General features: G+C 57.9%; 13 protein-coding genes. 9 read left to right on the top strand and 4 right to left on the bottom strand.

The window, feature by feature from the left end:
• The first annotated feature begins 203 nt into the window (after positions 1 to 203).
• The 3 genes from coaE to uvrB are packed head-to-tail and all read left to right on the top strand — an operon-like array spanning position 204 to position 3,711.
• On the top strand, positions 204 to 845 hold the full coding sequence (gene coaE / locus AB5767_RS08005) for a dephospho-CoA kinase (RefSeq protein ID WP_055286973.1): 642 nt from the start codon (positions 204 to 206) through the stop codon (positions 843 to 845).
• On the top strand, positions 838 to 1,419 hold the full coding sequence (locus AB5767_RS08000; protein ID WP_368132155.1) for a lytic transglycosylase domain-containing protein: 582 nt from the start codon (positions 838 to 840) through the stop codon (positions 1,417 to 1,419). The genes coaE and AB5767_RS08000 overlap by 8 nt, the downstream gene beginning before the upstream one ends.
• Positions 1,420 to 1,470: 51 nt before the next feature.
• On the top strand, positions 1,471 to 3,711 hold the full coding sequence (gene uvrB, locus AB5767_RS07995) for an excinuclease ABC subunit UvrB (RefSeq protein ID WP_138112002.1): 2,241 nt from the start codon (positions 1,471 to 1,473) through the stop codon (positions 3,709 to 3,711).
• A 65-nt stretch (positions 3,712 to 3,776) separates the two neighbouring features.
• On the opposite strand, the gene AB5767_RS07990 is transcribed toward uvrB, so the two are convergent.
• The 4 genes from AB5767_RS07990 to AB5767_RS07975 all read right to left on the bottom strand — a co-directional run bounded on the left by AB5767_RS07990 (position 3,777) and on the right by AB5767_RS07975 (position 9,899).
• Complete coding sequence (locus tag AB5767_RS07990) at positions 3,777 to 5,417, bottom strand: NAD(P)/FAD-dependent oxidoreductase (protein ID WP_138112005.1); 1,641 nt, start codon at positions 5,415 to 5,417, stop codon at positions 3,777 to 3,779.
• A gap of 80 nt (positions 5,418 to 5,497) precedes the next feature.
• A complete protein-coding gene (locus AB5767_RS07985) occupies positions 5,498 to 6,769 on the bottom strand; it encodes an NAD(P)/FAD-dependent oxidoreductase (protein WP_138112008.1) in 1,272 nt (423 codons plus the stop codon).
• Positions 6,770 to 7,600 (bottom strand): Mrp/NBP35 family ATP-binding protein, encoded by an 831-nt coding sequence (locus tag AB5767_RS07980; protein ID WP_022094864.1) that lies wholly within the window; start codon positions 7,598 to 7,600, stop codon positions 6,770 to 6,772.
• A gap of 145 nt (positions 7,601 to 7,745) precedes the next feature.
• Positions 7,746 to 9,899, bottom strand: a complete 2,154-nt coding sequence (locus AB5767_RS07975) for an LTA synthase family protein (protein ID WP_368132156.1) — start codon at positions 9,897 to 9,899, stop codon at positions 7,746 to 7,748.
• 193 nt (positions 9,900 to 10,092) lie between these two features.
• Here AB5767_RS07975 and uvrA point away from each other — a divergent pair, with 193 nt between their 5' ends.
• From uvrA to AB5767_RS07945, 6 genes are all read left to right on the top strand, one after another.
• Positions 10,093 to 12,972 (top strand): excinuclease ABC subunit UvrA, encoded by a 2,880-nt coding sequence (uvrA, locus tag AB5767_RS07970; RefSeq protein WP_161116048.1) that lies wholly within the window; start codon positions 10,093 to 10,095, stop codon positions 12,970 to 12,972.
• Between the two features lie 132 nt (positions 12,973 to 13,104).
• On the top strand, positions 13,105 to 13,605 hold the full coding sequence (gene ybaK / locus AB5767_RS07965; RefSeq protein ID WP_117848725.1) for a Cys-tRNA(Pro) deacylase: 501 nt from the start codon (positions 13,105 to 13,107) through the stop codon (positions 13,603 to 13,605).
• Positions 13,606 to 13,710: 105 nt separating this feature from the next.
• Positions 13,711 to 15,291, top strand: a complete 1,581-nt coding sequence (gene murJ, locus AB5767_RS07960; protein WP_260699811.1) for a murein biosynthesis integral membrane protein MurJ — start codon at positions 13,711 to 13,713, stop codon at positions 15,289 to 15,291.
• A gap of 6 nt (positions 15,292 to 15,297) precedes the next feature.
• On the top strand, positions 15,298 to 17,238 hold the full coding sequence (gene uvrC / locus AB5767_RS07955; RefSeq protein ID WP_368132157.1) for an excinuclease ABC subunit UvrC: 1,941 nt from the start codon (positions 15,298 to 15,300) through the stop codon (positions 17,236 to 17,238).
• 363 nt (positions 17,239 to 17,601) lie between these two features.
• On the top strand, positions 17,602 to 19,215 hold the full coding sequence (locus tag AB5767_RS07950) for an ABC transporter substrate-binding protein (protein WP_035138897.1): 1,614 nt from the start codon (positions 17,602 to 17,604) through the stop codon (positions 19,213 to 19,215).
• A gap of 157 nt (positions 19,216 to 19,372) precedes the next feature.
• Complete coding sequence (locus AB5767_RS07945) at positions 19,373 to 20,329, top strand: ABC transporter permease (protein ID WP_035138896.1); 957 nt, start codon at positions 19,373 to 19,375, stop codon at positions 20,327 to 20,329.
• Positions 20,330 to 20,331 lie beyond the last annotated feature (2 nt).

Below are 20,331 nucleotides of genomic sequence, written 5' to 3'. Positions count from 1 at the left end.
CGCCGCTGACCGGTGGACGGCACCGAGCCGTACGCTTGAACTGAGAAGGGGGAGGCCTCGCGGCCTCCCCCTTTTTTGCGTTGTATACACGTTGTCCTTTGGGACCTACCTCCCCCGTATGCGCTCTTACTCTTTGGCTGTATTTTGAGTCCTTCTAGTGTATTTGAGCGATAATTACTCGCATTGGCGTTAGGGAGGGCTTGATGTTTACCGTATTTGTCTTGGGCAATATTGCTTCGGGTAAGTCGACGGCCTGCCGCTATTTCGAATCTCGTGGCGCTATGCTTATCGATCTGGATGAGCTTGCAAAATCTCTGTATGTGCCGGGCTCTGATATCGTCAATACTCTCGCGGATGAATTCGGTTGGGACATTTTGGATGAGGAAGGCGGCATTCGCCGCAGCATCCTCGCTTCTCGAGCTTTCGCTTCTCCTGATTCGGTCGCACGGCTCAATGGCATCGTGCATCCTGTTCTGATTGAACAGCTTTCGCTTAGGATTCTCGATCCGGTTTGTTGTACGGTTTCATCTCCCCGTTATCCCTTTGCGGTGGTCGAGGTTTCTGCTCCGACTGGTTTTGAGGATGCATTTGGCTTGGCTGATGAAATTCTGGTCATCAGCGCCCCTTTGTCAGTTCGTCGCGAGCGCGCTATTCAACGTGGCATGGAGCCATCCGATTTCGATGCTCGTTCTGCTTGCCAGCCCGATGAGTCTGCGCTGTGCAATCTCGCTACAACGGTGATTGATAATGCCGCAGGCGATAATTCGCTCTTTGAGCAGCTTGACTCATGGCTTGCATGCCACGGGTTTATAGATACTCCGGATAAGGAGGAGGCCGATGCCTAAGGCACGTTTCTTTACGTGGTATCGCGTGGCGCCACTTGCCGTTGTGTTCGTCTTCGGCCTTATTTCGCTCGTCTACTCGTGTGCCCCTGCCGCTTTCTTTAAGCCGCTGTATCCGATTGACTACGAGGCGTATGTAAAGCAATCCAGTATTTCGCATAATCTGGATCCGTATCTGGTGTGCGCTGTCATTAAGTCGGAATCGAACTGGGATCCCGAGGCCGAGTCGAATCAGGGTGCTCAGGGATTGATGCAGCTGATGCCCGAGACTGCCCAGGATATGATTGCCAAGGGCCTTGTCGATGGTGGGGAGTATTCGGCCGATAACCTTAACGATCCAGCTATGAATATCGAGTTTGGCTGCGCATACCTCTCGTATCTTCTCGCCTATTTCAACGGGTCGACGGATAGTGCCATCGCCGCCTATAACGCCGGTATGGGCAATGTCGACGGATGGGCGCAGCAGAACACGTCACTCCATAATGCGATTACCTTCCCTGAAACTCAGGCTTATCTGATTCGCGTCAATAATGCCTGGGTTCGATATAAGACTCTCTATCCCGATCGGTTCGTATAGGACTAAGCCCACCGCCTGCGTATACTGCAGATGTATGAGTTAGGAGTATCCATGGCGGAATTTGAAGTAGAACGCGTTGGTGGTGAACTTAAGCGCTTTGGCGTTGAGGGCGCTGAGGTGCCGTTTGAAGTCGTTTCCCCCTATGAGCCTGCCGGTTCCCAGCCCAAGGCCATTGAGTCACTTGTGCGGGGCGTGAGGGACGGAGACCGCTATCAGGTTTTGCTGGGTGTGACTGGTTCGGGTAAGACTTTTACGATGGCCAAAACCATTGAGGCCTTGGGTAAGCCGACCCTTGTCATGGCTCCGAATAAAACGCTCGCCGCTCAGCTTGCGAGCGAGCTCAAAGAGTTCTTTCCCAATAACGCTGTGGTCTACTTCGTCTCGTACTACGACTACTATCAGCCCGAGGCGTATGTGCCGCAAAGCGATACATATATCGAGAAAGACTCCTCGATTAACGAAGAGGTCGAGATGCTGCGCCATCAGGCGACCGCGTCACTGCTCTCTCGACGTGATGTGATCGTTGTCGCATCGGTCTCGTGTATCTATGGCATTGGCTCTCCTGAGGACTATGCGGGTCTGGCTCCAAACGTCGACAAGAAGGTGCCGCTCGAGCGCGATGACTTTATCCATGCGCTTATCGACATTCAATATGATCGCAATGACTATGACCTGGCGCGTGGCACGTTCCGCGTGCGCGGCGATGTTGTCGACGTGTATCCGCCTTATGCCGAGCATCCGTTGCGGTTTGAGTTCTTTGGCGACGAGGTCGAGCTGATTGCCGAGATCGATGAGGTCACCGGTGAGATGCTTCGTGAGTACGAGGCCATCCCCGTATGGCCGGCATCACACTACGTGACCGAGAAGCCGAAGGTCAAGGCTGCTCTGAAATCGATCAGCGAAGAGTGCGAGAAGCGCGTGGCGGAGCTCAAGGCGACCGACAAGTTGCTCGAGGCGCAGCGTCTGCAGCAGCGCACCGATTATGATCTTGAGATGCTCGAGACGATGGGCTTTTGCAACGGCATCGAGAACTACTCGCGTCATCTGGACGGTCGCAAGCCGGGTGAGCCGCCGTTTACCCTAATCGATTACTTTCCCAAGGATATGCTCTGCATCATCGATGAGAGCCATGTGACGGTGCCGCAGATTCGCGGCATGCACGAAGGTGACCGCTCGCGTAAGGTGACGCTGGTGGAACACGGTTTTCGCCTGCCCTCGGCGCTCGATAACCGCCCGCTTCGTTTCGATGAGTTTGAGGCAAGGATACCCCAGTTTATCTATGTTTCGGCCACGCCGGGCGACTACGAGCTGCGGGTGAGCCAAAACGATGTGGAGCAGATTATTCGTCCGACTGGCCTGCTCGACCCCAAGATTGACGTGCGTCCAGTTCGCGGCCAGATTGACGATCTTGAGGACGAGATTCGCGAGCGCGTTGCCCGCAAGGAGCGCGTGCTGGTGACCACGTTGACCAAGCGCATGGCCGAGGACCTGACCGACCATCTGCTCGACGCGGGCATTAAGGTCAATTACATGCACTCTGATACGGCGACAATGGACCGTGTCGAGATCCTGCGAACGCTGCGCGAGGGCAAGATCGATGTTCTCGTTGGCATCAACCTGCTTCGCGAGGGCTTGGATCTCCCCGAGGTCTCACTGGTGGCAATTCTCGATGCCGATAAGGAAGGCTTCTTGCGCAACCGCCGTTCGCTGATTCAGACGATTGGCCGTGCGGCCCGTAACGCCGATGGTGAAGTCATCATGTATGCAGACGTTGTGACCGATTCGATGAAAGAGGCCATCGAGGAGACGCAGCGCCGTCGCGAGATTCAGATGGCATATAACGAAGAACATGGCATTGTGCCCAAGACAGTGCGCAAGGCCATCAACGACATCTCAAGTTTTATTGCCGAGGCCGAAAAAACTGTGGGCTCCAAGGGACGCTCGAAGGGCGACTCTCTTGGTCATGGCGCATTCTATACGCCCGATGAGTCGGGCGAGGGCGGCGTGCCGGAAACGGTGGCGCCCGAGCAGACACTTGCGGAGCAGTTGGAAGAACTGCCGCATGACGAGCTTGTGCGGATTGTCGAAACCATGGAAGAGGATATGCGTAACGCTTCTGCCGCCATGGACTTTGAGGAGGCGGCGCGCCTGCGCGATGCCGTCGTTCAGATTCGGGCGATGCTCGAGGGCGCGTCTGAGGACGAGACGATCGAGCGCTTACGTTCACAGGCCCGCAAGGGTTCCACGTTCGCATCGGGCAGAAAACGCCAGGGTGCACGGTTTAAGAAATAGCGAACAGGCCCCGAGTTCCCTGTGGAGCTCGGGGCCTGTGTCTTTTGCGCACTGGAATTCGTGCGTTAGAGGTCTGCAATCAGGGCTTCGGCACAACGGATGCCGTCGGTGGCCGCGCTCATGATGCCGCCAGCATATCCAGCTCCCTCACCACAAGGGTAGAGGCCCGGGGTCGACACGGCATGGCACGTTCGGTCTCGGGTGACAGTGGCAGGTGAGCTCGAACGAGTCTCCACGCCGGTAAGAACGGCATCGGGGCGGTCGTAGCCTCGTAGCTTTTTTCCGAGTAGGGGAAGTCCCAGGCGGAGCGACTCGACGATATGCTGCGGCAGGGCTTCGTCAATTGCCGTCCAGGTCACACCGAGCGGATAGGTGGGCTTTACCTTTCCGGGCGCCTTGCTGGCGCGTCCTGCGAGGAAATCTCCGACGAGTTGTGCCGGTGCGTTCCAGTTGGAACCGCCTAGGCGATAGGCGGCCGCCTCGCAGGCGCGCTGGAGCTCGATGCCGGCGAGCGGGTCATCGTTGGGAAGGTCCTCAGGCGTGACGTTAACGAGCAGGGCGGCGTTTGCGTTGCGTCCGTCGCGGGCATTGAGGCTGGCGCCGTTGACGCACAGGTGGCCCTGCTCGGAAGAGGCGGCGACAACCTGCCCGCCGGGGCACATGCAAAACGAGAACACGCTGCGGCCGTTGGGAAGATGGGCGACGAGCTTGTAGGGGGCTGCTCCGAGGGCAGGATGTCCCGCCAAGGCTCCATATTGGGCTCGGTCGATGTCGCGCTGCGGATGCTCGATGCGAACGCCCATGGCAAAGGTCTTTTGTGCGAGGGCCACGTTGTGGTCCTTAAGGAGCTCAAAAATATCGCGAGCAGAATGCCCGCAGGCGAGGATGAGGTGCTTTGTCTCGATTGGCTCGTAAGCGGCGTCTTGGGACGATTGGACATCAATACCGGTGATGGCGCCAGACGCGTCGATGTGAATGTCGACGAGCTTTGTTCGATAACGGACGATACCTCCGAGCTGCTCGATGCGCTGGGATATAGCGGTGACAACCGTGGGAAGGATGTCGGAGCCAATGTGCGGCTTGGCATCCCACAGAATATCGCGGGGCGCACCCGCCTCGACGAAGGTTTCGAGGATAAGGCGATGGGCGGGATTTTTTGTTCCCGTATTGAGCTTGCCGTCCGAGAAGGTCCCCGCGCCGCCCAGACCAAACTGGATATTACTCTCGGGGTCGAGGATGCGCTCCTTTAGAAAGAGGTCGATCGCATGCGAGCGGCGAAATGCCGGGTCGCCGCGCTCGATGAGCAAGGGCTTAAGACCTGCTTCGGCGAGCGTTAGCGCGGCGAAAAGGCCAGCGCATCCGGCGCCGACAACGACAGGGCGTTCTTGAGGTGCGTCGGAGACGGGGGTGGGGAATGAAGACCCATCGTCTTTTATCGCGCGTACGCGCGAGCGGTCACGCTCGGAAACGCTGTCGACCGCTTCTCGCTCGAGGTGGGGACTGGTCAGCTCAACACGAAAGCTCAGGATAAAATGGACGTCTCGTTTTTTGCGAGCGTCGATTGACTTGCGGTGGAGCTCGATGGACTTGATCTCGGAGTCTTTGCAACGTAGGACGCGCTTGGCGACTCGCTTGCCAACAATGAGGCAGGCATTTTCATCGCCGGCTTCATCGAGCGACGCGTTGACTTGGGTGATTTCAATCATCGAGGTCTCCTTAGAGGCAAGAAAGAGGCCGTCCGGTATCCCAGACGGCCCGAATGCGTTTTTGATTATAGACTGCGCGGCTACAGGCTGCTTGCAGCGCGAATGCCCGAGAGCCATGCCCACGCAAGGTTAAAGCCTCCGCAATCGGCGTCGATGTCGAGCGCTTCGCCGCAGACGTAAAGCGGGGTGTCGACAACGCTGCGCGCGCGTAGACTGGGTGTTGAGATGCTCTCGACAGATACGCCACCACGCGTGACCTGCGCCGAGCGCTCCTCGGCGGTTCCTTCGACGAGCAACTTAAAATGCTTGAGGATCGAGACCAGGTGGATGACATCGTTGGAGCCTGGATGGCACTGCTCGAACGCTGTGCAGACGACGCGGGAGAGTTGCGGGGCGAGCATGCCGTCGAGCCAACGGGGATCGCGGGGCGAAAAGCCGCCGAGCAGCTTAACGCGCCGGTTAAGCATATCGAGCAACTCGTCTTTAGAGAGGTCGGGGAAAACGTCGAGCAGGATCGTATCGCCGCGCTGGATACGACGGGAGAGGTTGAAGACAGCGACGCCCGAGATCCCGAAGGTTCGAAACAGGACTTCACCGTCTTCGTGCCAGAGCTCATTATGATTGCGGGCGAGCGTCAAGCGGGCGCGGACGCGCAGACCGTCCAACGTCTTGAGTGCCGCCCGATCGCCGACGACCGTTGCCGATACGGGGCAGAGGATGGGGCGCAGCGAAGTGAGGGGGAGGCTAAACGTATCGGCGATACCGGTGGGGTTGCCACCCGTGGCGATAATTACGGCATGTGCCTCCAGGGCCTCGTTCTTGCGAGGGACATCGGCGAGCGCTTTCCGAAGCGAGCGGAGCTCCGATTTTCGGTCGTCATGCTTTTTTGCCTTGAGTGCCCGCGCTGGACGGTCTATTTGGAGTGTCCAGCCTTCGGAAGCTTTGTGCGCCGAGGCAACGTTGGCTCCGCAGATTAAGGTGATACCTAGGCGGTCGCAAACGTTGAGAAGCGCGTCGCGCACCGATTCTGCGCGAAGGGAGCGCGGGTATAGCCGGCCTTCCTCGGAGGTTGTCATGATGCCCAGCGAGGAGAAGAAACCCATAAGCTCTTGTTCGGGTTGGGGGCCCATGACAGATTCGACGAATGCGGGGTGGTTATACCGCTGAGGATCAATCGATTCGTTGGAGAGGTTGCAGCGGCCGTTACCGGTCGCAAGGAGCTTAAGGCCGCAGGCGACATCGCGCTCAACGATGCAGACGCTTTTGCCAGCACGTGCAGCCGTAATGGCGGCGGCGAGGCCTGAAGCCCCGCCGCCGATTACCAGGACGTCATAGAAGGCGCTCGTGTTCACTTAGGCCTCGTCGGTCTCGTGCGGGGTAATAGCCTCGACGGCAGAGACTGCCTTGGGCAACATGCCATCGGGCAGTGCGGTCTCGACCTCGCCCTTATCGCAGGCCTCGGCGAGTGCCGGATTGATGGGAAGCTGGCCCAAGATGTCGAGGTTATAGCGTTCTGCGACCTCGGGGAGCTTGCTCTTGCCAAAGACCTCGATCTTCTTGCCGCAGTCGGGACACTCAATATAGCTCATGTTCTCGACAATGCCCAGAATGGGGACGTTCATCTTCTCGGCCATGTTGACCGCCTTGGCGACGATCATCGAGACCAGATCCTGCGGGCTCGTGACGATGACGATGCCGTCGACGGGCAACGACTGGAAGACGGTGAGCGCGACATCGCCTGTTCCCGGAGGCATGTCGACCAGCAGGTAGTCGATGGGGCCCCACGAGGTCTCGCTCCAGAACTGCCTAATGGCGCCTGCGATGACCGGACCGCGCCAAAGGACGGGGTCGGTCTCGTTTTGGAGCAGCAGGTTGGAGCTCATGACCTTGACGCCGTGCTCGGAGATTTCGGGCAGCATAAGGTTGCCGAGGGCATGGACGTGGCGTCCGCTCATACCGAACATCTTGGGGATGGAGGGACCGGTGATGTCGGCATCGAGGACGCCGACCTTGTGGCCGTGACGGGCAAGCTCGGTGGCGATGGCACCGGTGACAAACGACTTGCCGACACCGCCCTTGCCGGAAAGCACGGCGATGACGCGTTTGACCTCGGACAGCGTGTTCTCCTCAAATTGCGACGGCGACGTTTGTCCGCCGGCGGCCTGTGCGTGCTCGCAACCCATGTATGACTCCTTTGTATATGTTGGGGCCGGGGCCCTGTGGTGTGACACGAGCGTCATTGTACCCTCGTTTGCGAGCGGGAGTCATTTGCGATGCATTTGGGCCGAGCGTGCTTGCAATACGATGGGTCCAAACGAATGGGCGGGCTTACTGAACTTTGCTGGCGAACTCGAGGTATTGCATGCGCTGCAGCTTGTCGATCGTCGAGGCGTATGGGCTATCTTCAGATTCCAAGTCGTAGCGCAGCCCGTCGGCACCAAGGTAGCCGGCGACATTGATGGTGGGCACATCTGACCTTGTTGCAAGCAGAGCCTTTTGATAGTCGGTGAGCGGGGCGCCGATCTTATTAAGGGTAATGGCTGCAATCTCGTTTGCCCCGACGGTGTCGTAGACGTTGAGCTCGGTATTGCCGGCGATTTCATAGTTAGCCCAGACAAAATATGTCGACTGATAGATACGGAAAGCGTGGCTTGCCGTATCTTCCTGAGGGTACAGCTCGTCGTTGAGGGTCGTTGCGGCGCTCGGCTGATGGTCGCCAAAAAAGACAAGGACAACCGGTCTGCCGATATTGCGGAGCTCGTTGATAAAGTACTCGAGGTCCCGGTCAGATGCGTTGATGCAGGTAAGATAGGTGTTGAGCGCGCTATTGGCGCCCTCGCTGGCTCCCTCGACCCAATAGTTTGTCAGCTCCTCGGCGGGAACGGTGCCATAGTCGTAGCCGCCGTGATTTTGCATCGTGACGTCAAAGATGAACTGCGGGGCTTCGTCGGTTCTAAGCAGGTCGAGTATCTTGTCGTAGGTGGCGTAGTCGCATACGCCGGCATGGTAACAGGGCGCACCTTCGAAATCGCCGATTGAAAGAAAGTCTCCAAAGCCCAGCTGCTGATAGATTTTATCTCGATGGTAGTTGACGGGGTTTTGCGGGTGCATAGCGGTAGCGGTATACCCAAGCTCCTTAAGGTCCTTTGCCAGGCTGTTGACGCCATTCATCTGATATAGCTGATAGGGGATTTTGCCTAATCCGACAAAGGCCGTTGTCGCTCCGGTCAAAAATTCGAATTCGGAGTTCGCCGTTCCGCCACCGGCGACCGAAGCGAGCATGGTGCCGCGAACAAGTGTGTCGGGAAGTGAGTTGTAGAATGCGGGGCCGGTGTACCCGGCCGCCTGGAGCTGCTCAAAGCACGAAAGGTCGCTAAAACTCTCGTTCATGACGGCAACAATCGTCGGCTTGATTTCATTGAACTGGGCAACGGCCGCCGCGCGCTGCTCGCTCGAGCCATACGTGCTGTCGTAGGTGGCGGCGAGCTCCTGCTCGATGCTCTGCGCCTCATCGGGCGTATAGTCTTCGGGCTTCTCAATGGGCAACTCGTTGACCATTTCGGTGAACGAAGTGATAAAACCCTGAGACGCATACGTGGTGATGGGCTGCCAACGGTCAAATCCAAAATTCAGCGCCTGCTCCAAGTCGATGCTGGAAAAGCCCGAGAGCCCCACAACGGTCACTAGCAGAAAAGCGCAGAGGTTAGCGGCGATTGCGGGGAAGACATGGGTGGGTGTACGGAGCTTTCTCGGTCGGATAAGCGAAAGAAGCCCCAGGGAAATCTCCAGCAGGGCTAGAGAGGTTACGATTCCGGCGGTAAAGGTAAACTCGTATCCCTCGCTCACTTCCATTGCGGTGCCAAGGGCCAAGATATCGCTTGGCAGGATGGCCTCGCCTTTAAACGTTATGACGAAGTGCTCGGCAATGCCAAGGATGCAACAGGCGACGGGCACGAGGGCCATGACGCCTCCATGACGCTGTCCCAGCAAATAAAGGGAGAGCAGAACCGTCGCGAGCAGCCCGACGGAAAACCCGAATGAGTTGGCGGGAATGCGATAGAACGTTTCGTTACAGGCAATTTCGAGTGAAACGAACGAGAGCGCTGAAACAGCGGCGATGACAAGGATGTCACGGCAAATACAGGCAACCGTTCCCGTCGCAAGATCGGTTTGGTCGATAAGTCCCGAAACCAAGGGCTCGACAAGAAGTATGACGGCGGTAGCACCGAGCGCCGAATAAGAAAGGACCCATAGGGAATTGTCCTCATTTACGAGCAATTGATTCGTAATCCATGCAGCTACCATGCCGAGCGGGATGAGGAGCGTCGCGCACCAAAAGACGCGGGCAATGGGCGGCTTTTCATTGTGTTTGATTGAAAAATATACGCGCACCACGACGATGGCCACGATAAGGACGGCGATGAATATGGGCAGATTGGCCATGTCGCTCGAAGTGATTTCAAGGGGGATATCTTCGGTCATGGACGTTCCTCTGTTACGGCAAATTAAGTTCAGTATTAGATTACTGTAACCTTTCCACGGCATTTCGAGAAACAAAGCACCCGATACGCAACGCTAAAGGTCTGCGAATCTTGTATTACGAACATCTGTGCGCGTCGAGTGCGCTAAACTCATCGGCAGTATGATTCGATGCAATAGGAGGCAAGGAGCTTCCATGTCTGATTCTTCTATCGTTATTCGCGGCGCTCGTGAGCACAACCTCCGTGATATCGATGTTTCCATTCCGCGTGACCAACTCGTGGTCATTACCGGCCTTTCTGGCTCGGGCAAGAGTTCGCTGGCATTTGACACTATCTATGCCGAGGGCCAGCGTCGATACGTCGAGAGCCTTTCAAGCTACGCGCGCCAGTTCTTGGGCCAGATGGACAAACCCGACTTGGATTCAATTGACGGCCTTTCGCCGGCGGTGTCGATCGACCAAAAGACGACGTCTAAAAACCCTCGCTCGACGGTTGGCACCGTAACCGAGATTTATGACTATCTGCGCCTGCTGTTCGCTCGTGTGGGTACCCCGCACTGTCCCGAATGCGGCCGCGTCATTGAGCGCCAGACGACCGACCAGGTTGCCGACAAGGTCTTGGCGGCGGGGGAGGGCCGCCGCGCGTTTGTGCTGGCACCGGTGGTGCGCGGGCGAAAAGGCGAGTACACCAAACTGTTTGAGGACCTTCGCGCCGAGGGCTTTAGCCGCGTGCGTGTCGACGGCGAAGTGCGCTCGCTCGATGATCCGATCGATCTGGACAAGAAGTTCAAGCACGACATTGAGGTCGTGGTCGATCGCATCGTGATCCGTGAGAATTCTCTGGGCCGTATCGCCGAGTCTGTTGAGCAGGCGACCGCGCTGGCTCACGGCAATGTAAACGTGTACATGCTGCCCGATCGTGATGCTCCCGAGGGGACCGAGGGCGAGCTTCTGGAGTATTCGTTGGCCTTGGCGTGCCCGGAGCATGGACACTCCATTGACGATCTTCAGCCGCGTGATTTTTCGTTCAACGCTCCCTACGGCGCATGTCCTGAGTGCGACGGCCTGGGCTTTAAGAAAACCGTTGATGCCGAGGCGCTGATTGAGGATCCCTCGAAGTCCATTGCCGACGGAGTCTTTGGTAGCCTGTTTGGCAATTCGAACTACTATCCGCAGATTTTTGCTGCGGTCTGCAAACACTTTAAGGTGAGCACCGATACGCCGTGGGAGGACTTGCCTCCTCGCGTGCGTCGTGCATTTTTGGATGGCCTGGGCGATACGAAGATCTCGGTCGACTACCAAAAGCTCGACGGACGTCGCAGCCAGTGGGATACCAAGTTTTCGGGCGTGCGCAATATCCTGTACGAGCGCTATACCGAGACGACGAATGAGAACACCAAGGCGCGCCTGGAGAAGTACATTCGCGAGGAGCCGTGCTCGAGCTGCCACGGCGCTCGTTTGCGCCCCGAGATGCTCGCCGTCACCGTGGGCGGCAAGTCCATTTACGAGGTTTGTTGCCTGTCGTGCCGTGAATCGCTCGAGTTTTTTGAGGGCCTGGAACTCACCGAGCGCCAACAGTTTATCGGCGGCCGTATCGTCAAGGAAATCCTGGAGCGCTTGCGTTTTCTGGTCGATGTTGGACTCGACTATCTGACACTCGATCGTGCCTCGGCGACGCTTTCCGGTGGCGAGGCACAGCGTATTCGACTGGCAACGCAGATCGGCGCGGGTCTCATGGGCGTGCTCTATATTCTGGACGAGCCCTCGATCGGTCTTCATCAGCGTGACAACGAGCGCCTGATCAAGACGCTCGAGCGCCTGCGCGATATCGGCAATACCGTTATCGTCGTCGAACACGACGAGGATACAATCCGTGCCGCCGACTACGTGATCGACATGGGGCCCGGCGCCGGCGTCAACGGCGGACACGTAGTCGCGGCGGGAACGCCTGCCGATATCATGGCGTGTCCTGAGTCGATGACGGGCGCTTATCTGACCGGCAAACGAATGATCCGGGTGCCTGATGAACGGCGCAAGCCCGGTCGCGGCTGCCTTAAAATTACGGGCGCTCGAGCCAACAACCTCAAAAACGTTACTGCCAAGATCGAGTTTGGTACGCTTACGGTTGTTACCGGCGTGTCGGGATCGGGCAAGAGCTCCCTGGTTACCGACACCATTGCGCCTGCCCTTACGAATGCCATTCACCGTTCGACGCGCCCTGTGGGTCCGTATAAGAAAATCGAGGGCATCGAGTGTATCGATAAGGTTATCGATATCGACCAGTCGCCGATTGGCCGTACGCCGCGTTCCAACCCTGCTACCTATATCGGCCTGTGGGATGATCTTCGCGCACTGTTTGCGAGTACGCCGGAGTCGAAGGCGCGCGGCTACTCGCCGGGTCGTTTCTCCTTTAATGTGAGTGGCGGGCGCTGTGAGGCGTGCAAGGGCGACGGGCAGATCAAGATCGAGATGCACTTCCTTCCCGATATCTACGTTCCCTGCGAAGTTTGCGGCGGTAAACGCTACAACCGCGAGACACTCGAGGTCACCTACCGTGGCAAGACCATCTCGGACGTGCTCGACATGAGTGTCACCGAGGCGCTGGCCTTCTTTGGGAATATCCCGCAGATTAAGCGCAAGCTCCAGACGCTGTACGATGTAGGCTTAGGCTACGTGAGCCTGGGCCAGCCCGCCACGACGCTCTCGGGCGGCGAGGCGCAGCGTGTGAAGCTCGCCAAGGAGCTTCATCGACGCCAGACGGGCAAGACGTTCTATATTTTGGACGAGCCGACGACCGGCCTTCATTTTGAGGATGTCCGCCAGCTGCTCGATGTACTGCAGCGCTTGGTCGATGCGGGCAACACGGTGCTGGTGATTGAGCACAACCTTGATGTCATCAAGGTTGCCGACCGCCTGATCGATATGGGTCCCGAGGGCGGTAACGGCGGCGGAACCGTCGTGGTTTCGGGCACACCGGAGCAGGTTGCGGACTGTCCGCAGAGTTATACGGGCAAGTTTTTGGCGCCGTTGCTCAGGCGTGACCGGGAGCGTCAGGCTCAACTTGATGCTCAATAAATAGGCGATTCAGTTTCTGGGCGCCATCGACTCCTTGTGATTCGATGGCGCTTGCTGTGCCGAAGTGACGTATGCAGCCGAATTGGACATATACTTAATCCTTGCGTCCGAATGCGAGGGAAAGGATATGTCATGGCAAAGGCTGTAAAGACGCCAAAAACCAATGCGATGCGCGAGCTGGAAAGTGCCGGCATTTCCTATGTTCTACATACGTACGAAGACGATGGTGATGAGTCGGTGGGCCTGGGGGTCGCGATTTCGGAGCAGCTTGGCGAGGAGCCCGGTCAAGGATTTAAGACCTTGGTCTGCGTGACGCCGTCCAACGACCATGTCGTGTGCTGCATCCCTGTTGCCGATGAGCTCGATCTAAAGTCCGCCGCGCGTGCCGCGGGGGAGAAGTCCTTGGTCATGATGCATGTGAAGGATTTGCTTGCGGCGACTGGCTACGTTCGCGGCGGCTGCAGCCCGGTCGGTATGAAAAAACGCTACCGGACGCTCATTGATGAGACGTGTGTCCTTTGGGATACCATTTTTATTTCGGGAGGCAAGCGTGGTTATCAGCTCGAGCTTGCACCCGATGATTTAATTGCATTTTGCGGGGCGACGGTTGCCGCGATTACGAGAGAGGACTGAGCGATGCCGCAGGAAGAATTGAAGCGCGGAGCTCATTTTGCAAGAGAATCTGCGCCTCAGACACCCTCGTCCGAAGCTCCTTCGTCGCGAGATGACACTGACGACATGGGCTCGTCGGACTACTCCACGGTTGGTCGTTCCGCCGGGCTTATGACCATCCTGACCATCGTGTCTCGCGTCACCGGTTTTATCCGAACGTGGGCAATGGCGGCCGCTATTGGCATGTCGCTACTCTCGTCCTCCTATCAGGTCGCCAACAACCTGCCCAATATGCTCTACGAACTCGTGATGGGCGGCATGCTCGTGACGGCGTTTTTGCCCGTGTACATGGGCGTGAGGCGTGAGCAGGGTCGCGAGGCCTCGAACGAGTACGTGGGCAACCTGCTTGGCATTCTGCTTTTGGTGCTGGGTGGCATTTCGTTGCTGGGGACCGTGTTCGCCCCGGGCTTTATCTGGACGCAATCGTTCCTTTCGGGTGACGGCGGCAGCATGGATACCGCTGCGTTCATGTTCCGTTTCTTTGCCATCCAGATTCTCTTTTATGGTTTGGGCTCGGTGTTCTCGGGCGTTCTCAACGCACACCGCGACTACTTCTGGTCGACGTTTGCCCCGGTCCTCAACAATGTGATCGTCATTGCGAGCTTTATGGGTTTTGCGCCCGTGTCCGCACAGTTTGGCGAACGTGCCGGCATCATCTTGATTGCGGCCGGTACGACCCTCGGTGTCTTTGTTCAGATGGCATGTCAGATTCCCGCGCTTGGCAAGCACGGCGTGCATCCCCATATCCATATCGACTTTAAGGACCCCGCGCTGCGCCAGACGATTGCGCTCGGTATCCCGACGCTGCTCGCCACGGTGTGCATGTTTGTCTCGACTTCTATCACCAACGCTGCCGCGCTGGTGGTCCAGCCCGAGACGGGTCCTTCCGTCATCGCCTATGCGCGCCTGTGGTACACGCTGCCCTACGCGCTGATTGCCGCCTCGCTTTCGACGGCGCTCTATACCGAGCTCTCTCATGACGCACAGGAGAAGGATTACGACAGCGTTCGCACGGGCATTTCGCGTGGCGTCGCCCAGATGCTGTTCTTCCTGATTCCGTTCGCACTGTACCTGATTGTCTTCGCACGTCCGCTCAACATGATTTACTGTGCCGGCAAGTTCGATGAATCCGGCGTGGCGCTGGTGTCCGAGTACCTTGTCTACCTGGCGCTCTCGCTGCCGCTCTACGGCGTGGTCGTGTTGATGCAGAAGAGCTTCTCTGCCTTGCTCGACATGAAGCCCTATAGCCGCTATTGCCTGTATTCCGCCATCGGCCAGGCTGGCTCGGTTCTGCTGTTTGGCGTTGTGCTGGGCTTCGGTATGCCGGCAATCGCGCTTTCGTATGTTGTCGACTACGTGATCTTGGTCGGCTGTTCGCTGTGGTGGCTGCGTCGTCGCCTGCGTGGCCTTCAGGTCAAATCTATCCTGCATGGCGGTTTCTTTGGCCTTTTGCTCGGCGGCCTAGGGGCTGCCGCAGGCGCCGGCGTCATGTGGGCGCTTGAACACTTTGTCGGGGTACTTGGCGGCTCGATTCTGATTACTCTTGGCTATGTTTGCGTTGCGGGTGTCGTCTCGCTTGCTGTTACCTTTGGCCTTGCCGTCGTTCTTAAGATGCCCGAGGTCTCGGCGCTGCTTCGTCGCAAGTAGGTGCGTGTGGCCGGTCACGACAACATTCCAACACTCGCCGAGCAGGTTTCGCGCGTTCCCACGCAGCCCGGATGTTACCTTTGGAAAGATGCCAAGGGCGATGTCATCTACGTTGGCAAGGCGAAAAACCTGCGTTCCCGTATGCGCCAGTACGTGACGCTGCAGGATGAGCGCCAAAAAATACCGCTCATGATGCAATTGGTTGCGAGCTTTGACTACATCGTTGTCGAAACCGAGCATGAGGCGCTTGTACTCGAGCGCAACCTGATCGGCCAGTACCATCCGTACTTTAACGTCGACCTCAAGGATGACAAGAGCTACCCCTTTATCGCCATTACAAAGGGCGACCTGTATCCCGCTATCAAATACACGCGCGAGCGTCATAAGCCGGGAACGCGCTATTTTGGACCCTATACCGATAGCCGTGCGGCACGTGAGACGATAGATACGCTGCGCAAGGTTATCCCCATCTGCTCTGCATCCTGTGCGGAGTGGCGTCGTTGTCGCCGTATCATCGAGTCCCACAAGGGCGAGGAAGACATCGTCAATATGATTTGCGCGCAAAACGGGCGTCCCTGCTTCGACTACCATGTCGGGCGCGGCCCAGGTGCGTGTGTCGGCGCGATTTCTCCTACGGACTATGCCAAGAACGTCAAGCGTGTCGAGCGCTTTTTGTCGGGCCATCGCAAGGATGTCGTCGATGAGCTGACCTCCGAGATGACGGATGCCGCCGAGGCGCTCGACTTTGAGCGCGCGGCACGCGTCAAACGTCGTTTGGAGGTCATCAGGGGTCTGGACGACCGTCAGCAAGTCGTTTTTCCCTCCAGTGTCGATATCGATGTCATCGGTTTCTATCGCGAGGAGACCATCTCCGCCGCTTGCGTCTTTGTCGTGCGTGAGGGTCGAACGGTTCGAACCTGCGAGTTTATTCTCGATAAGGGTTTGGATGTCGACGAAGAGGAACTTCAATCGGGCTTTCTTAAGCGCTATTACGACGAGACGGCTGATATTCCAGCTGAGATAAACCTCTCTGTCGAGCTTGAGGATGCGGAGGCGCTGGGGGAGTGGCTTGCAGGCAAGCGCGAGCGTTCCTGCCATCTCCATAGGCCGCAGCGTGGCGAAAAGCACCGTTTGCTCGATATGGCATCCAAAAATGCGCGCCATGCCCTCATGCGCTACATGATGCGAACGGGGTACGCTGACGACCGCACCAATCAAGCGCTCCTGGAGCTCGAAAGCGCGCTGGCGCTGCCGGCGCCGCCGATGCGTATCGAGTGCTTCGATATCTCGACGCTGCATGGAACCTTTACGGTCGCCTCGATGGTGGTGTTTACCAACGGACGCGCCGACAAGAGCCAGTACCGTCGTTTTAAAATTCAGGCCGAATTGGACGAGGCAAACGACTTCGTGTCGATGTCCGAGGTTTTGGGACGACGCTATGCTCCCGAGCGCATGGTCGACGAGCGCTTTGGCTCGCGCCCCGATTTGCTCGTTGTCGATGGCGGTAAGCCGCAATTGACCGCTGCGATCAAGCAACTTGAGGCTCTTGGGCTCGATATACCGGTTTGTGGCTTGGCGAAGGCCGATGAGGAAGTTTTCGTGCCTTGGGACGAGACTCCCGTCGTGCTGCCGACCGGGTCTGCTTCGCTCTATCTAATTAAACAGGTTCGCGATGAATCGCACCGTTTTGCCATCACGTTCCATCGCGAGTTGCGCGATAAAGCCATGACGGTTTCGGTACTCGATGACGTTCCAGGCGTGGGACCCACCAGAAAACGTGCCCTTATGCGCCATTTTGGCTCGATGAAGCTTTTGCGCGCGGCGAGCGAGCAAGAGATCGCGGAAGTTCGCGGCATACCTGCCGATGTTGCCAAGGCGGTCCACGAGGCGCTCGTTGCATGGAATGCCGAGCGCGCCGAGGCGGCGGCTGGCCATTCCGATAGCTAAACACGAGCCAAACAACTGATATACATGATTGCGCGATTTTCAACCATTTATTTCGCCATGATTGCCTGCTGGTTTCGGGTTTTATTAACGCTAAAACGTTTGACTAACCCAAGCGAAAACCCTGCTATCCTGCGGGTTGACGAAGACTGATATCTCACCTCGCCGATACATACTGTCTGGCGAATCGTTTGTCAACGAATTCGGTGAACGGTAGTAAATACCGTTCAAGCGTATGTATGTATCGGTCGCCGAGCGCGGCACCTCAGTTGGGTTCGTCGGTAGGTAAGGTATATATCGTCCGCAAGTTGCGCGGGGGCAAGTCTAGGTGCTCCCGAGTAAGATTCTCTATTGATAGGAGAAGACATGGCCATCATCAACAAGGGTATGTCCAGGCGTTCGTTCCTCGGCCTCACCGGCAGCGTCGCTGCTGTCGCAGGGCTTGGTCTCACCGGCTGCGGTGGCAGCTCTAGCGACGAGGGTTCCGCTTCCGGTTCCACCGATTCCGCCAACCGTGGCGGCGGCGTGATCACCGCTGGTTCCGCTTACGCTCCGTCCAGCTTCGATCCCGCCAGCACCGGCTCCGCTGTGGGCCTGGGTGCTAACTGGCACGTCGTCGAGGGCCTCTACGGCATCGATTACCACGACTACAGCACCTTCAACGAGCTCGCCACCGACGATCCTAAGTCCGTGGACGACACCACTTTCGAGGTCACCATCCGCAAGGGCGCCAAGTTCTCCGATGGCACCGAGGTCACCGCTGACGATGTCGTTGCCTCCTACACCGCTTGCGCCGCTTCCGCTACCTATGCTCCGTTCTTCCAGCCCTTCGAGTCCATCGAGGCTAAGGACGCCAGCACCGTGACGGTCAAGACCAAGGTCCCCAACTTCTCCCTGCTCAAGGATCGTCTGGCCATCGTCCGTGTTACCCCGGCCACCCAGACCGAGGAGGATCGCGCCAAGCAGCCGATCGGCTCCGGCCCCTGGATGTACGACTCTATCTCCGATACCGAGATCACCCTGGTTCCCAACCCCGAGTACAACGGTGAGTATGCTGCCGAGGATAAGAAGATCCAGTACAGCATCTTGACCGACCCCACCGCTCGCGTTACCGCTCAGCAGGAGGGCTCCACGCTCGTTATGGAGCTCGTTACCGCTGATGCCGTCGACCAGCTCGAGAGCGCCGGCTGCAAGATCGATAACGTTCAGGGTTTCGGCACCCGCTTCATCATGTTCAACGTCGCCAAGGAGCCTTGGAACAACGTCAAGGTCCGTCAGGCCGTCATGTATGCGCTCGACACCGAGAAGATGGTCAGCAACACCTTCGCCGGCCTTGCCACCGCTGCCAGCTGCTACCTGCCCAAGAGCTTCACCAACTATCATGAGGCTTCCACGGTGTACAAGACCGACGCCAAGAAGGCTAAGAAGCTCATCGAGGAGTCTGGCATCACCCCGGGTGCCATCACCCTGCGCACCACCGACAACGAGCAGATTAAGGGCATGGCTGCCCAGGTCAAGAACGATCTCGACGCTCTCGGCTTCGATGTGACCATCCAGACCGATACCTCGCCGGCCACCTACGCTGCCATCGACGGCGGCGAGGCCTACGATATCCTCCTTGCTCCTGGCGATCCTTCCTGCTTCGGCGCCGACCCCGACCTGCTGCTCAACTGGTGGTACGGCGACAACGTCTGGATGCAGACCCGTTGCCCGTGGAAGGAGTCCGCTGAGTGGCAGAAGCTCCACGGTCTCATGGACGAGGCTCTTGCCGCCGAGGGCGACGAGCAGCAGAAGAAGTGGAACGAGTGCTTCGACATCATTGCCGACAACGCCGTTCTGTACCCCGTTGTCCACGTCAAGACCGTCTCCGCTTCCTGGGACGATCCGTCCACTGCGCCCAACGGCGAGGCCCTCGATGGCTTCAAGGGCATCGGCACGACGAGCATGTCCTTCAGGGGCGTTGCGACCGTCAAGGCGTAAGACTCGCTTGAGTCTGTATGCAGGATGTCGGTCGTTGGGACCGTATCCTCATAGTTGAAACGAAGACCCGGGCGGCAACGATGTCGCTCGGGTCTTGTAATGAGTATCCGTACTCATATACCAGTTGGTCCTACCGACAAAAGAAAGGGGAGAGAACGTGAACAACTTGCTACGTTTGATTGGAAGGCGTCTTGTGGCGCTGCCGATCATGGCATTGGGCGTCACCGTCCTGGTGTTCTTCCTTATGTCGTTCTCCAAGACCGACCCCGCCTACACGGCGTTGGGTGACGGCGCCTCGCCCGAGGCGGTTGCCGAGTACCATGAGAAGTATGGTCTGGACGACCCCTGGCCCGTGCGCTACGTGCGCTATATGGGCGATTTGATCCATGGCGACATGGGCACCTATGGTGCTGCTCGCAACTCCGTTGCCAAGCGCATCTCCACGGCCCTGCCCGTCACGATGCAGCTGACCTTCATCGGTCTTGCCATCGGTGCGGTCGTTTCGTTTTTGCTCGGCGTCATCGCGGCACTGTATCGCGACAAATGGCCGGACCAAGTGATCCGCGTCTTTTCCATCGCCGGCTTGGCAACCCCGTCGTTCTGGCTTGCCGTTCTGTTGATCCTGCTGTTCTCTTCCTACCTTAAGGTGCTCCCGGCATCGGGTGCTCTGCCTCACTTCACCACGAATCCGGTTGGCTATCTGGGACGTATGATCATGCCCGCCATCGCCTTGGCATTTCCGCTGACGGGCCAGATGACTCGTATCGTGCGTACCGCCATGGTCGAGGAGCTCGACAAGGATTATGTCCGTATGGCTCGCGGCGCCGGCGTTCCCGAGAAGGTCGTCGTCGGCATCAACGTTCTTCGCAATGCGCTGATCACCCCGGTCACCACCCTCGGTCTTAAGATCGGTTACCTCATGGGCGGCGCTGTCGTCATCGAGGTTATCTTCAACCTCCCCGGCATGGGCACCGCGATTCTGCAGGGCGTTCAGGGCAACGAGGCGAACCTGGTTCAGGGCGTCGTTATCGTCGTTGCTCTTGCCTTCATCATCATCAACATCGTGGTTGACATGCTCTACCTGCTCATCAACCCGCGCATCAGGACGGTGTAGAT

Source organism: Collinsella aerofaciens (genome assembly GCF_040926265.1).
GTDB classification, from domain to species: domain Bacteria; phylum Actinomycetota; class Coriobacteriia; order Coriobacteriales; family Coriobacteriaceae; genus Collinsella; species Collinsella aerofaciens_BB.
Note: the sequence above shows the minus strand (reverse complement) of the source record. Positions and strands in the feature narration are given on the sequence as shown.